This is a genomic window from Candidatus Allofournierella excrementigallinarum (assembly GCF_944388085.1).
Taxonomy (GTDB): domain Bacteria; phylum Bacillota; class Clostridia; order Oscillospirales; family Ruminococcaceae; genus Allofournierella_A; species Allofournierella_A excrementigallinarum.
On the sequence record NZ_CALXHK010000053.1, the window covers coordinates 1 to 13,129 of the forward strand.

Annotated in this window: 15 protein-coding genes; all 15 read right to left on the reverse strand. The window is 66.0% G+C overall.

Going from position 1 to position 13,129, the window contains the following annotated elements; genetic code table 11:
• Window positions 1-1,335 (reverse strand): polyribonucleotide nucleotidyltransferase (locus ACH2AT_RS09155; protein ID WP_394965419.1); only part of this gene is annotated, 1,335 nt, incomplete at its 3' end.
• Window positions 1,336-1,571: 236 nt separating this feature from the next.
• Window positions 1,572-1,829, reverse strand: coding sequence for a 30S ribosomal protein S15 (gene rpsO / locus ACH2AT_RS09160; protein WP_177522373.1), 258 nt, complete (start codon window positions 1,827-1,829; stop codon window positions 1,572-1,574).
• A 126-nt stretch (window positions 1,830-1,955) separates the two neighbouring features.
• Window positions 1,956-2,909 (reverse strand): bifunctional riboflavin kinase/FMN adenylyltransferase, encoded by a 954-nt coding sequence (locus ACH2AT_RS09165; RefSeq protein WP_394965421.1) that lies wholly within the window; start codon window positions 2,907-2,909, stop codon window positions 1,956-1,958.
• Window positions 2,910-2,915: 6 nt separating this feature from the next.
• Complete coding sequence (truB, locus tag ACH2AT_RS09170) at window positions 2,916-3,800, reverse strand: tRNA pseudouridine(55) synthase TruB (RefSeq protein ID WP_394965423.1); 885 nt, start codon at window positions 3,798-3,800, stop codon at window positions 2,916-2,918.
• Window positions 3,797-4,771, reverse strand: a complete 975-nt coding sequence (locus tag ACH2AT_RS09175; protein WP_394965425.1) for a bifunctional oligoribonuclease/PAP phosphatase NrnA — start codon at window positions 4,769-4,771, stop codon at window positions 3,797-3,799. Before ACH2AT_RS09175 ends, truB begins: the two co-directional genes overlap by 4 nt.
• A gap of 37 nt (window positions 4,772-4,808) precedes the next feature.
• Complete coding sequence (gene rbfA / locus ACH2AT_RS09180) at window positions 4,809-5,168, reverse strand: 30S ribosome-binding factor RbfA (RefSeq protein ID WP_394965427.1); 360 nt, start codon at window positions 5,166-5,168, stop codon at window positions 4,809-4,811.
• A gap of 13 nt (window positions 5,169-5,181) precedes the next feature.
• Window positions 5,182-7,494, reverse strand: coding sequence for a translation initiation factor IF-2 (infB, locus tag ACH2AT_RS09185; RefSeq protein ID WP_394965429.1), 2,313 nt, complete (start codon window positions 7,492-7,494; stop codon window positions 5,182-5,184).
• Entirely contained in the window at window positions 7,491-7,817 is a 327-nt protein-coding gene (locus ACH2AT_RS09190; protein WP_394965431.1) for a L7Ae/L30e/S12e/Gadd45 family ribosomal protein, read from the reverse strand. The genes infB and ACH2AT_RS09190 overlap by 4 nt, the downstream gene beginning before the upstream one ends.
• Window positions 7,804-8,085 (reverse strand): RNase P modulator RnpM, encoded by a 282-nt coding sequence (gene rnpM, locus ACH2AT_RS09195; protein ID WP_394965433.1) that lies wholly within the window; start codon window positions 8,083-8,085, stop codon window positions 7,804-7,806. The genes ACH2AT_RS09190 and rnpM overlap by 14 nt, the downstream gene beginning before the upstream one ends.
• Before the next feature lie 46 nt (window positions 8,086-8,131).
• Window positions 8,132-9,196 (reverse strand): transcription termination factor NusA, encoded by a 1,065-nt coding sequence (nusA, locus tag ACH2AT_RS09200; protein ID WP_394965435.1) that lies wholly within the window; start codon window positions 9,194-9,196, stop codon window positions 8,132-8,134.
• Window positions 9,197-9,272: 76 nt separating this feature from the next.
• Entirely contained in the window at window positions 9,273-9,758 is a 486-nt protein-coding gene (gene rimP / locus ACH2AT_RS09205) for a ribosome maturation factor RimP (protein WP_394965437.1), read from the reverse strand.
• A 157-nt stretch (window positions 9,759-9,915) separates the two neighbouring features.
• Complete coding sequence (locus tag ACH2AT_RS09210; protein WP_394965439.1) at window positions 9,916-11,154, reverse strand: aminopeptidase; 1,239 nt, start codon at window positions 11,152-11,154, stop codon at window positions 9,916-9,918.
• A gap of 64 nt (window positions 11,155-11,218) precedes the next feature.
• Window positions 11,219-11,902, reverse strand: coding sequence for an LrgB family protein (locus tag ACH2AT_RS09215; RefSeq protein ID WP_394965441.1), 684 nt, complete (start codon window positions 11,900-11,902; stop codon window positions 11,219-11,221).
• Window positions 11,883-12,257 carry a CidA/LrgA family protein gene (locus ACH2AT_RS09220; RefSeq protein ID WP_394965442.1) on the reverse strand — a complete coding sequence of 125 codons (375 nt, stop codon included), beginning with the start codon at window positions 12,255-12,257 and terminating at the stop codon, window positions 11,883-11,885. The genes ACH2AT_RS09215 and ACH2AT_RS09220 overlap by 20 nt, the downstream gene beginning before the upstream one ends.
• A gap of 75 nt (window positions 12,258-12,332) precedes the next feature.
• Window positions 12,333-13,129, reverse strand: a 797-nt coding sequence (locus ACH2AT_RS09225) for a glycine--tRNA ligase (RefSeq protein ID WP_394965444.1), incomplete at its 5' end; no start/stop codon positions are given.

Here is a 13,129-nt window from a genome sequence, read left to right on the forward strand (position 1 = left end):
GGAGCCGTTGGAAGAAAGCACCTCGCTGACCAGGCGGATGGTGTAGGGGAACTCCTCCACGCTGGGCAGCACGGGCACCAGCGCGCGCTCGGCCAGCGCGCCGTGGCCGATCTCGCGGCGGCCGGGGCTGCGGGGGGCGCGGGCCTCGCCCACGGAGTAGGGCGGGAAGTTGTAGTGATGGATATAGCGCTTGTAGGGCTCGGTGCCCAGGTCGTCCATCAGCTGGCTGTCCTTGGTGGAGCCCAGGGTGGTGACGGTGAGCACCTGGGTCTGGCCGCGGGTGAACATGCCGCTGCCGTGCACCCGGGGCAGCAGGCCCACTTCGGCGGCCAGGGGCCGGATCTCGTTGATGCCGCGGCCGTCCACGCGCTTGCCTTCGTCCAGCAGCCAGCGGCGCACCACGAACTTCTGCATCTTGTACATCAGTTCTTCGATGGCGGAATCGCCCCACTGCTCGGCATACTGGGCCTCCAGCTTCTCGCGGATGGGGGCAAGACGGGCGTCGCGGACGTTCTTGTCGTCGGTGTCCATGGCGGCCTTGAACTCGTCCAGATACTCCGCCTTCACGGCCTCGAACAGGTCGTGGTCCAGCTCCATGTCCTGGAAGGGCTTCTTGGGCTTGCCGATCTCGGCCACGATGCCATTGATGAACTCGATGACCTTTTTGATCTCTGCGTGGGCGGCCTTGATGGCGTTCAGCATGGTGGCCTCGTCCACCTCGTTGGCGCCGGCCTCGATCATCACGATCTTCTTCTCGGTGGCGGCCACGGTGAGCTGCAGGTCGCTCTTCTCACGCTGCTCCAGGGTGGGGTTCACCACCAGCTCGCCGTCCACCAGGCCCATGAACACGCCGCCGATGGGGCCGGCCCAGGGGATGTCGGAGATGGACAGGGCGATGGAGGTGCCGATCATGCCGGTGATCTCCGGGCTGCAGTCCTGGTCCACGCTCATGACGGTCATGGTGACGCACACGTCGTTGCGCATGGTCTTGGGGAACAGGGGCCGGATGGGCCGGTCCACCACGCGGCTGGTGAGGATGGCCTTCTCGCCGGGGCGGCCCTCACGGCGCATGAAGCTGCCGGGGATGCGGCCCACGGAGTAGAGCTTTTCTTCAAAGTCCACGCTCAGGGGGAAGAAGTCGATGCCGTCGCGGGGCTTCTCGCTCATGGTGACGTTGCACAGCACGGCGGTCTCGCCGTAGCGCACCAGGCAGCTGCCGTTGGACAGGCCGCACATCTTGCCGGTCTCCACCACCAGGGGCCGGCCGGCCAGTTCCATCTGGAAGGTCTTGAAATGGGGGAACGTTTCGTGTTTGGACGCAAATTCCAAAGCCATAGAAAATACCTCCTGTTTTTTTCGCGGCCGGGGGCCGCGGGTCTGTTTGGTGCGGAGGGAGAGTGGCTTTAGCAATAAATCCGGGGTTTTTCGGCGGGCGAAAAGCCCTCGATTTACCGCTAAAAACACACGCCTCTCCGCCGGTGCAAAGGGCAAAAGGCTGCTTTCCGGCCCAAAGCCGAAAAACAGGTAAAAGGCAGGCGGTGCAAACGACCGCCTGCCTTTTGTAACTGTGATTACTTGCGCAGGCCCAGCTTGGCGATCAGGGCGCGGTAACGCTCGATGTCCTTCTTCTGCAGGTAGGCCAGCAGGTTGCGGCGGCGGCCGACCATCTTCAGCAGGCCACGACGGCTGTGATGGTCGTGGGGGTTGGCCTGCAGATGCTCGTTCAGGTGGTTGATGCGGGCGGTCAGCAGGGCCACCTGCACCTCGGGGGAACCGGTGTCGGTCTCATGCACGCGGGCGGATTCGATGACAGTCTTCTTGTCTTCCATTGTTGTTACCTCGTTTCAGTTTATTTGCCGATGACCCGGCGCAGGGCAGCGAGGCGCTCTGATGCAGAGCATACACCCCCCGCTGAGCCACGGTAGCCATAATAGTATAACACAGCCGAACGCCGATTACAAGAGGGTTTCGCCCATTTCCCGGTCCTTGCGGGCAAACCAGCGCCGGGCTTCGCCGGCCCAGGCCATCACGGCGGCGCGCAGCTGGCCCGTGTTCTCAAAGCGGCGGCTCTCGGCTATGTAGTCCAGCAGCTCCACCGTGACCTTTTGGCCATAGAGCTGGCCGTCAAAGCCCGGGATGAAGGTCTCGCAGGTGATGCTGCTGGCGTCGTCGTTCACGGTGGGCCGGCTGCCCAGGCCGGTGACCGAGGGCAGCCAGCGCCCGCCCAGCCGCACCCGGCTCACATAGACCCCCAGCCTTGGCATCTGAAAGCCCTCCGGGTAGACCTGGTTGATGGTGGGCATGCCCAGCGTGCGGCCCAGGCCCCTGCCGTGGCGCACTTCAAAATCGATGGCATAGGGCCGGCCCAGCATGGCGGCCGCTTCCCCCATCTCCCCCGCCGCCAGGGCGGCGCGGATGCGGGTGGCGCTGACCGTCTCCCCCTTGTAAAGGGCCATGGGCACCACTTCCACCCGGATGCCCAAAGGCGCGCAGAGGGCGCGCAGCACCTCCACGTTGCCGGCGGCCTTTTTGCCGAAGGTGAAGTTGTCGCCGCAGAAAACGGCCTTTGCGTTGTACAGCCCGGCCAGCACGCCGGTGACGAAGGCCTCGGGCGAAAGGTCGCAAAACTCCTCGAAGGCGGGCTCAAAGAAGTGGTCCGCCCCCAGTTCCCGGATGCGGCGGTGCTTCTCCCCGTCGGTGATGAGCCGGCCGCCCTTCATGGCATGGCCGGCGGGCAGGCTGAAGGTGAACACTGCGGCCTCCAGCCCCTCGGCGCGGGCGCAGCCCACCGCGGCGGAAATGACCGCCCGGTGCCCGATGTGCACCCCGTCAAAAAAGCCCAGGGCCACCGCGCTGCCCCGCCCGAAGGCGGCGGGCGGCAGGGCCGTGAGCCGATGGTAGATCTGCAAGGCGTTTCACGCCCTTTCCACAAACAGTTTTTCGGCGCGCAGAACGCCGTCCTCCGCTTTGCCGAGGCCCAGGAAAGCCCCGCCGGAATAGAGCCGCCAGCGCCCTTCGGCAAGGCCCGGCCGGCGCACCGGCGCGCCGTTCAAAAGGCGGGCGGCCTCTTTTTCGCCCACCTGGGCGGCGGGCAGGCGGGCGAACACCGTGTCCACCCCCAGCAGCAGCGTTTCCAGCCGCCCGGCGTCTTTTGCGGCCTGGATGGCCTCCATCGTGACGCAGCCTTCCAGCGTGAACGCGCCCGCCCGGGTGCGCCGCAGCGCCGAAAGGCAGGCAGGGCAGCCCAAAGCCGCGCCCACATCTTCCACCAGGGTGCGCACATAGGTGCCCTTGCTGCACTCGATGTCGAGAAGGAAGCGGTCGGGGGCGGTCTGTTCCACCAGCTCCAGCCGGTAGAAGGTGACCGGCCGCGCCGCCCGCTCCACCGTCTTGCCCTGGCGGGCCAGCTTGTAGAGGGGCACGCCCCCCACCTTCACCGCCGAATACATGGGCGGGGTCTGCATCTGGGGGCCCAGGAAGGCCGCCAGCGCCTTTTCCACCGCCGCCGCGCCGGGGATGTTCTCCCCTGCCGCCACCGGGGCGCCGGTGACGTCGCCAGTGTCGGTGGAAAGGCCGAAGCGCACCTCGGCCCGGTAGGCCTTGTCGTGGTCCGGCTGCAGGTCCACCGCCTTGGCGGCCATGCCCACGAACACCGGCAGCACGCCGGTGGCCATGGGGTCCAGGGTGCCGGAGTGGCCCAGCCTGCGGGTGGCAAGCACCCCCCGCAGTTTTGCAATGACGTCAAAGCTGGTCCAGCCGGCGGGCTTATCCACCGGCAGGATGCCGCACAGGGGGCTCATTGCTGCTCCTTTGCGCCGCGGGTCAGCTCTTTTTCCACCTCGGCCAGCACGGCGGCCTTGGCGTTCTCCAGATTCCCCTCCAGCTCGCAGCCGGCGGCCTGTTCGTGGCCGCCGCCGCCCAGCCGCCGGGCGATGGCGCAGGCGTCCACCCCTTTGACGGTGCGGATGCTCACCTTGTAGCTGCCGGAAGGGTTCTGGCGCAGGGTGACGCCCACCCGCACGCCCTCGATCTTGCGGGGCAGGCCGGTGACGCCCTCCAGGTCCTCCACCGAAACGCCGGAAGCGGCGATCTGCTCCCGCGTCATGGAGATGAGGGCGCACTGCTCGTCAAAGTAGTATTCCAGATTTTCCAGGGCGGTGCGCTCGATGGCGATGCGGCCCTTGGATTTGTTCTCGAACAGCAGGGGGTTCAGCTCCTCCACCCGGGCGCCCGCCTCCATCAGCGCCGCCGCCACCTTGTGGGTGCGGGCGGTGGTGTTGCCGAACAAAAAGCAGCCGGTGTCGGTGGAAAGGCCGGTGTACAGGCAGTCGGCGATGACCGGGGTGATGGGCGCCTGCATGGCCTGCAAAAGCTCGTAGATGATCTCGGCGGTGGCGGCGGCGGACGCGTCCAGATACATCGCGTCGGCATAGCCGCTGTTGGAGCCGTGGTGGTCGATGCAAAGGTCCACCTTGTCGGAATAGGGCTTCACGCCGTCGCCGAACAGCTGGATGCTCGCCACATCCACCGCAACGACATAGCCCGGCTCGAACTGGCCGGTGAACTGTTCCGCCTGCATGTAGGAATAGCGGGCGGGGATGGGGTCGGAGCAAAGCAGCGCCGCCGTTTTGCCAAGGCCCTTGAGGGCGTGATACAGCGCGGCGGAGGAACCCACCGTGTCGCCGTCGGGATTTTTGTGGCACAGGATCAGCACGTTCTCGGCGTGGAGCAGGCGGCTGATCAGGCTCATCAATTCCAGAATCTCACTCATGATTTCTCCTTATTTTGCCGCTGCGCGGCGGGGCCGTTCAGCCTTCCTCCTCTTTGTGGAGGCCGGCCAGCAGCTCGTTGATGTGGGCGGCGTAGGCCGCGCCGTCGTCCCGCAGGAACACAAAGCGGGGCGCCTTGCGGATGTGCATGCGGCGGGAAATTTCGGTGCGCACATGGCCTGCGGCGCGGTTGAGCGCCGCCACGGCCTGTTTCGCGGCCTCCTCATCGCCCAGCACGCTGACGAAGGCCCGGGCCTGGTCCAGGTCCTGGGTCACTTCCAGCCGGGTGATGGTGAGCAGGCCGCCGGCAAGGCGGGGGTCCTTCATCTGCCCCACGATGCCGATCAGCTCCCGCTTCATATCCTGGGCCAGACGGCCCTGATTTTTCGCATTGGGCATTCCTGTCACCTCGTCAGTCGCGATACTCTTCCAGGATGTAGGCCTCGAAGATGTCGCCCTCTTTGATGTCGGAGAACTTCTCCAGCGTCACGCCGCACTCGTAGCCCTGGGCGACTTCCTTCACGTCGTCCTTGAAGCGGCGCAGGCTGGCGATCTCGTCCTCGGTGACCACGATGCCGTCGCGCACCACGCGGATCTTGCTGGAGCGGGTGATCTTGCCCTCCAGCACATAGCTGCCGGCCACAAGGCCCACGCTGCTGATCTTGTAGACCTGGCGCACTTCCAGGCGGCCCTGCTCCACCTCGCGGATCTTGGGGGCCAGCATGCCCTTCATGGCGTCGGTGACGTCGTTGATGGCGTCGTAGATGACGCGGTACATCCGCATCTCCACCTCGGCCTGGGCGGCCTCTTCCTTGGCCACGGGGTCGGGGCGCACGTTGAAGCCGATGATGATGGCGCCGGAGGCGTTGGCCAGCATCACGTCGGACTTGTTCACCGCGCCCACGCCGGTGTGGATGACCTTCACCCGCACCTCGTCGTTGCTGATCTTCTCCAGGCTCTGCTTCACGGCCTCGGCGCTGCCCTGCACGTCCGCCTTGACGATGATGTCCAGCTCCTTGCGCTCGCCCTCGGCGATCTGGCTGAAGAGGTTGTCCAGGGTGACCTTCTGGTAGGTGCTGAACTGGCGCTCCTTGGCCTCGGCGGCGCGCTTGTCGGCCAGCTCGCGGGCCAGCTTCTCGTCCGCCACCGCGTCGAACAAATCGCCCGCGGCGGGCACTTCGGTGAGGCCGGTGATCTCCACGGGGGTGGAGGGGCCGGCGGTCTCGATGAACTGGCCCTTGTCGTTCTTCATGGTGCGCACGCGGCCCACAGCGGTGCCGGCGATGATGCAGTCGCCCTTGTGCAGGGTGCCGTTCTGCACCAGGATGGTGGCCACGGGGCCCTGGCCCTTGTCCAGGCGGGCCTCCACCACGGCGCCCTTGGCGCGGCGGTTCGGGTTGGCCTTCAGCTCCCGCACCTCGGCCACCAGGTTGATGTTCTCCAGAAGGTCGGGGATGCCCTGGCCGGTGAGGGCGGACACGGGCACGCAGATGACGTCGCCGCCCCACTGCTCGGGCACCAGCTCGTACTGGGTGAGCTGCTCCATGACCCGCTCGGGGTTGGCGGTGGGCTTATCCATCTTGTTGATGGCAACGATCACCGACACCTGGGCGGCCTTGGCGTGGTTGATGGACTCCACCGTCTGGGGCATGATGCCGTCGTCGGCGGCCACCACCAGGACGGCGATGTCGGTCATGTTGGCGCCGCGGGCGCGCATGCTGGTGAAGGCCTCGTGGCCGGGGGTGTCCAGGAAGGTGATGGTCTTGCCGCCGGCCACCACCTGGTAGGCGCCGATGTGCTGGGTGATGCCGCCGGCCTCGCCCGCGGTCACATGGGTCTTGCGGATGGCGTCCAGGATGGAGGTCTTGCCATGGTCCACATGGCCCATGACCACCACGACGGGCGGGCGCTCCACCAGGTCGGCGGCGTTGTCCTCTTCCACCTCGAACAGCCGCTCCTCGATGGTGACATGCACCTCTTTTTCCACCTTGGCGCCGAACTCCTCGGCCACGATGGAGGCGGTGTCGAAGTCCACCACTTCGCTGACGGAGGCCATCACCCCGAGGCCCATCAGCTTCTTGATGACGTTGCTGGCGGTCTGCTTGAGGCGGCTGGCCAGCTCGCCCACGGTGATCTCGTCGGGGATCTGCACCTTCAGCTGGGCCTTGCGGGCCTTTTCCAGCTGGATGCGCTGCAGCCGCTCGGCCTCGGTCTCCCGTTTCTTCTGGAAGGGCTGGCGGCCCCGGTTCTTGTTGTTCGAGAACTTCTGCTTGTTGCCCGCCGGGGTGGGCTTGCGGCGGTTCTCCACGTTCTTGGTGCCCGCCAGCTCGGTGTATTTCTCGTTGAACTTGTCCAGGTTCACGTCCACGGTGCGGGTGTCCACCACCTTGGTCACCACCTCGCGCTTCGGCGCGGGGGCGGCGGCCTGGGCCTTCTTCTCCGCCTTGTGCTTGGGGCGGGGCATCTCCACCACGGTGCCGTCGGCCTTTTTCAGGATCTCGCTCTCTTTGGGCTTGGGCTTGGGGGCGCTGTCCAGATAGGCGGACAGGTCGGCCTCGGCGTTCTCCTGGGTCAGGCGCTCGAAAACGTAGTTCAGCTCCGCCTCGTCCAGGTTGGCGCCCACCTTCTTGGGCTCGCCCCCCAGGGCGGCCAGCAGGTCGACGATCTGCTTGGCGGGTTTGTTCAGGTCTTTGGCGACCTCGCTCACTTTGTATTTAATGATCATGCGTTGTCCTCCTTGTTCTGCTCGAGGCTGCGGCGGCACAAAACGGCCAGCTGCTCGTCGGTGACGGCGTAGACGCCCACCTTTTTCCAGGTGAGGGCCACAAGGTCCGCCTGGGCGAGGGGCATCTGCAGGCAGGGGGCCAGGCCCTCGCAGTTCCGGCGCGCGCGCTTGGCGGTGCCCTCGCTCACATCGCTGGCCAGCAGCACCAGATGGGCGTTGCCCCGGTGCGCGCTGTCCATCACGGCGTCGAAGCCCAGCACCAGCCTGCCCGCTTTTTTGCACAGCGACAGAGCTGAAAATAATCTTTGGTTATTCGTTTCCACGTTGGGCTCCTTCTATCTCCTGTTCGATCCGCTCGTAGACCTCGGGCGGGATCTGCGCTTCCAGCGCCCGCTCCAGGCGCTTGGCCTTGCGGGCCTTGGCCAGGCACTGGGCGCTGGGGCACAGGTAGGCGCCCCGGCCGGGCATTTTGCCCACGCGGTCCAGGGCGATCTCGCCCTGGGGGCTGCGGACCACCCGCACCAGCTCTTTTTTGGGCTTCTGCTCATTGCAGCCGGTGCAGCGCCGCAGCGGGATCTTTCGTTGTTGCACGGGGCAGCTTCCTTTCTTTATGATAGTATGAACGGCAAAGAGAGGTTCAGTCCTCGGTGTCCTCGCCGTAGTAGCCGCTCTCGGGGCGGATGTCGATGTTGTAGCCGGTGAGCCGGGCGCACAGGCGGGCGTTCTGGCCCTTGTTGCCGATGGCAAGGCTCAGCTGATGGTCGGGCACGGTGACCCGGCAGGCCTTGCGCTCGCCCTCGAGAATTTCGACTTTCAGCACCTTGGCGGGGCTGAGGGCCGCGCCGATGAACTCGGTGATGTCCTCGCTCCAGCGCACCACGTCGATCTTCTCGCCGTGCAGCTGCTCCACGATCTGGTTGACGCGGGCGCCGTGGGCGCCGATGCACGCGCCCACCGGGTCCACGTTTTCGTCTTTGGACCAGACGGCCATCTTGGTGCGCACGCCCGCCTCGCGGCTGATGGCGCGGATCTCCACGGTGCCGTCAAAAATTTCGGGCACTTCCATCTCGAACATCCGCTTGACCAGCTGCTCGCTGGTGCGGCTGATGATGATGCGGGGCCCGCGCTCGGTGACCAGCACGTCCTTGACGTAGACCTGCACGTGCTGGCCCTCGTAGAACTCCTCGCCGGGCACCTGCTCGGAGCGGGGCAGCACCGCCTCGCCCTTGCCCATGTCCAGCACCACGATGCCCTTTTCCGGGTCGATGCGCACCACCTGGGCGGTGACGATCTCGTGGGCCTTGGACTGCATCTCGCTGTAGAGCTGGCTGCGCTCGGCCTCGCGGATGCCCTGGCGGATGACATGCTTTGCGGTCTGGGCGGCGATGCGGCCGAACTCCTTGGTCTTGAGGGGGGTCACCACCCGCTGGCCCACCTGGTAGGTCTTGCGGATGGCCTGGGCCTGCTCAAGGCTCAGCTGGGTGCGGGGGTTCTCCACCTCCTCCACCACGTCCTGCACCAGGTTCACGGTGAACTTGCCGGCGTCGGGGTCGATCTCCACCAGCACGTTGTCGTCCTCCACCTCGTAGTCCTTCTTGACGGCGATGACGATGGCGGCCTTGATCTTTTCCACCAGGTATTCCGGGGAGAGGCCCCGCTCCTTGCCAAGCATGTTCAGGGCCTCAAAAAACTCTGCGTTCATTTTTTCTGTTTCCTCCAATTTTGACCGGCCGCATTGTGGGCCGTAGAATTTTGAAAAGGCGCCAAAAGCGCCGGGGTCAGAACAAATCCTCGTCGTCGCACAGCTTCACGAAGCTGGCGTCCGCGAGGGCAAAGGCGGCGGGGCCCGCCGGGCCTTCCAGGGTGACGAGGCCGCCGTCAAAGGCCAGCAGCGTGCCCTCCAGCTCCCGCGCGCCGTCCGCGTTCGGGCGGATGAGCCGGGTGGCAATTTTCTGGCCCACATAGGGGCCGAAGTGCTCCGGCCGGGTGAGCCGGCGGCCGAGGCCGGGGCTGCCCACCTCCATATAATAGCTCTGGTCGATGGGGTCGGCGGCGTCGATCACCGGGTCGATGGCCCGGCTCACCGCTTCGCAGGTGTCGGTGTCCAGCGGGGCGTCCCGGTCGATGAAGATGCGCAAAAACCAGTCCGGCCCTTCCTTTTCAAAGCGCACGTCCCACAGGCGCAGGCCCATGCCCTCCACCACCGGGCGCACCAGCTGCTCCACCGTGCGCGCCGTATTTCTGCCGCCGTTTCCTTTCGCCATGGCAAAACCTCCCAAACATGCAAAGAGAGCGAGCCTTGCGGCTCACTCTCCAGTCAAACATTCTTACCTTTGGCATTATACCACGCCCGTTTGGCTTTTGCAAGCCTTTGGCGGCGCGGTTTTTCGCTCTTTTTGCGGGTTTTGGGCCCTTCCGGGCTCACAGCGCCCACTCGCCGTTCTCGAAAATGGTCACGGTGCGCCCGTCCCTGCACAGGCCGGTGATGGTCATGTCCTCCGCGCCCACCATCACATCCTCGTGGATGGCGGAATCGTTCACCCCCAGCGCCAGCAGTTCCTCCTTGCTCATGGAGTTGCCGCCCCTGACGGTGCCGGGGTAGCCCGCGCCGAAGGCGATGTGGCAGGCGGCGTTTTCGTCGAAAAGGGTGTTGTAGAACAAAACGCCGCTGCGGTTGATGGGGCTGGAGGCGGGCACCAGGGCGATCTCGCCGATGCGGGCCGCGCCCTCGTCGCTGGCCAGCAGTTCGCCCAGCAGCGCGTCGTTCTTTTCGGCAGAGTGGGCCACCACCCTGCCGTCTTTGAAGGTCACCGAGAAGCCCTCGATCAGCTGGCCGTTGTAGACATAGGGCTTGGTGCCCTTGACCACGCCGTCCACATGCAGGCGGTGGGGCGCGGTGAACACCTCTTCGGTGGGGATGTTGGGGATGAAGGGGATGCCGTTTGCCGCAACGCTGGCCGCGCCCTCCCAGCTGTGGGTGTCGGCAAGGCCCACCACCAGGTCGGTGCCGTTCGCGCTGGTCATGTGGATGCTCTCAAGGTTCAGGGCGTTCAGCTTGTCGCGGTTTTGGCTCATGCGGGCGGTGTGCTCTTTCCAGACGGCCACGGGGTCCGAGTCCGCGTCGATGCGGCACACCTGGAAGATCAGCTCCCACAGCTTTTCCACCGCGGCCCCCGGCTCCATGCCGGGGAACACCACCGCCGCCCAGGCGGGGCTGGGGATGGCCACCACGCACCACTGGATGAGGTCGTTCATGGTGTATTTGCGCCAGGGCTCCAGCGCGGCGCGGCGGGCCAGGCTGACCCGGTTCAGCTTGCCCGCGTCCAGGCCCTTGAAGGCCTCGGGGTCGTCGGCGTGGATGTTCAAAACGCACACGCCCCCTTCGCTTTCCGCATAGTCCAGATAGCTGCGCAGCACGTGGGGCTTCACGTCGCAGAGGGTCTCTTCGCTGGCTTTGTCCATGCGGATGCGGGCGAGCTGCTCGTCGGAGTATTTCACCACCACGTCCGCCGCGCCGGCCTTAAAAGCGGCGGCGGCGCACTCCCGGGCGAAGAAGGCGGCCTCCACCGGGCTCTGGATGATAAGAGTCTGGCCGGGGTTCACGTTCACCCCCACCTTCACAATAAATTCGGCGTATTTTTCCATCAGCTTCTTATCCATGTTCTGTCTCCTTTCCCCCGCCTTCGGCGGGCGGCAATGTGTTCAGTATGGGCGCAAAAGAGCCTCACCACACCAGCGACAGCAGGGTGGTCAGGATGCCCGCCACCCCGATGGCCACGCTGCTCATGGCGCCCTGCACCTGGCCCATCTCCATGGCCCGGCCGGTGCCGATGGCGTGGCTGGCCGAGCCGATGGCCACGCCTGCCGCCACCGGCTGGGCCTCCAGCCGGAAAAGCTTGACCAGCAGCGGCGCGAAGGCCGCGCCGGTGATGCCGGTGAAAAGCACGCAGAGGGTGGTCACGGCGGGCACGCCGCCCCCCGCCTCGCTGAGGGCGATGGCGATGGGGGTGGTGACGCTGTGGGGCAGGACGCTGTTTGCCAGCGAGGCGTCCAGCGCCAGCAGGCGGCAAAGCCCTGCGGCCACCAGGGCGTTGGCCGCCGCGCCGGCGGCGCAGCCCAGCACCACCGGCCAGAAGTTTTCTTTCAGCACCCGCCGCTGCCGCCAGACCGAAAGGCCCAGCGCCGCGGTGGCGGGCAGCAGCAGCATGTCCAGATAGCCCGCGCCCTGGTAAAACCACTCCAGCGGGATGTCGAAGGCGGCCAGCGCCGCCACCGCCAGGGCGATGGCCACCACCAGCGGGTGGACCAGCGGGTGCTTGGCTTTGGCCGCCGCCCACAGGCCCGCCTGCCAGCAGGCCGCGCAGAGCACGATGCCGAACACGGCGTTATTACAGATCAGTTCCTTCACGGCGGCCCCCCTTTTGGATGCGCTGCACCAGCCGCACGGTGAGGGCGGCGGCGGCAAAGGTGAAAAAGCCGCTCACAAGGCAGACCGCCGCCAGCGAGGCGCCGCTGGAAGCCAGCAGGTCAAGATGCTCCAGAAGGCCCACGCCCGCGGGCAAAAACAGAAAGGTCAGATGGCCCTGCAAAAAATCGCACAGGCCGGCCACCGAGCCCTCTTTCACGAGCCCCAGGCCCAAAAGCGCCGCCAGCAGCAGGATGGCCAGCACGCTGGCGGGCAAAGGGAAGGGCAAAAGGCCGCTGGCCGCCGTTGCCAGAAGGCAGACGCCGAACACGATGAGTATCTGGCGGATGATGTTCATACTCTTTCCTCGCTTGGCTGCAAACGGGGCCCGCCGCTGCCGGCAGGCCCCGCCCTGTTTCAGGGCCAGACGGCCTTAAAACTCGATCTTCTTTTCGATGTAGCCCCTGACCTCGGCGATGGGCAGGCGCACCTGCTCCATGGTGTCGCGGTCGCGGATGGTCACGCAGCCGTCGCCGGCCTTCTCGCCGTCGCCGAAGGTGTCGAAGTCCACGGTGACGCACAGCGGGGTGCCGATCTCATCCTGGCGGCGGTAGCGCTTGCCGATGGAGCCGGTCTCATCGTAGTCCACCATGAAGTGCTTGGCCAGCTCCTGCCAGATGGGCCGGGCCTGCCCGGCCAGCTTCTTGCTCAGGGGCAGCACCGCCGCCTTGTAGGGGGCCAGCGCCGGGTGCAGGCGCAGCACCACGCGCTTGTCGTTCTTGGCCTCGTCCACGACCTCCTCGTCGTAGGCCTCGCACAGGAAGGCCAGGGCCACCCGGTCGGCGCCCAGGCTCGGCTCGATGACGTAGGGGATGTAGTGCTCGTTCGTCTCGGGGTCGAAGTACTCCAGGCTCTTGCCGCTGGCCTCCTGATGGCGGCCCAGGTCGTAGTCGGTGCGGTCGGCGATGCCCCACAATTCGCCCCAGTCGGTGAAGGGGAAGGCGTACTCGATGTCGGTGGTGGCGCGGGAGTAGAAGGCCAGCTCGGCGGGGTCGTGGTCACGCAGGCGGAGGTTCTCCTCCTTGATGCCAAGGCTCAGCAGCCAGTTCTTGCAGAAATCCTTCCAGTAGGCGAACCACTCCAGGTCGGTGCCGGGCTTGCAGAAGAACTCGCACTCCATCTGCTCGAACTCGCGGGTGCGGAAGGTGAAGTTGCCCGGGGTGATCTCGT

Bases quoted from the DNA above. Each gene is read 5' to 3' on its own strand.
- rpsO (WP_177522373.1), bottom strand. From the start codon at position 1,829: ATGGAAGACAAGAAGACTGTCATCGAATCCGCCCGCGTGCATGAGACC.
- truB (WP_394965423.1), bottom strand. From the start codon at position 3,800: ATGAGCCCCCTGTGCGGCATCCTGCCGGTGGATAAGCCCGCCGGCTGG.
- ACH2AT_RS09175 (WP_394965425.1), bottom strand. From the start codon at position 4,771: ATGAGTGAGATTCTGGAATTGATGAGCCTGATCAGCCGCCTGCTCCAC.
- rbfA (WP_394965427.1), bottom strand. From the start codon at position 5,168: ATGCCCAATGCGAAAAATCAGGGCCGTCTGGCCCAGGATATGAAGCGG.
- infB (WP_394965429.1), bottom strand. From the start codon at position 7,494: ATGATCATTAAATACAAAGTGAGCGAGGTCGCCAAAGACCTGAACAAA.
- nusA (WP_394965435.1), bottom strand. From the start codon at position 9,196: ATGAACGCAGAGTTTTTTGAGGCCCTGAACATGCTTGGCAAGGAGCGG.
- rimP (WP_394965437.1), bottom strand. From the start codon at position 9,758: ATGGCGAAAGGAAACGGCGGCAGAAATACGGCGCGCACGGTGGAGCAG.
- ACH2AT_RS09210 (WP_394965439.1), bottom strand. From the start codon at position 11,154: ATGGATAAGAAGCTGATGGAAAAATACGCCGAATTTATTGTGAAGGTG.
- ACH2AT_RS09220 (WP_394965442.1), bottom strand. From the start codon at position 12,257: ATGAACATCATCCGCCAGATACTCATCGTGTTCGGCGTCTGCCTTCTG.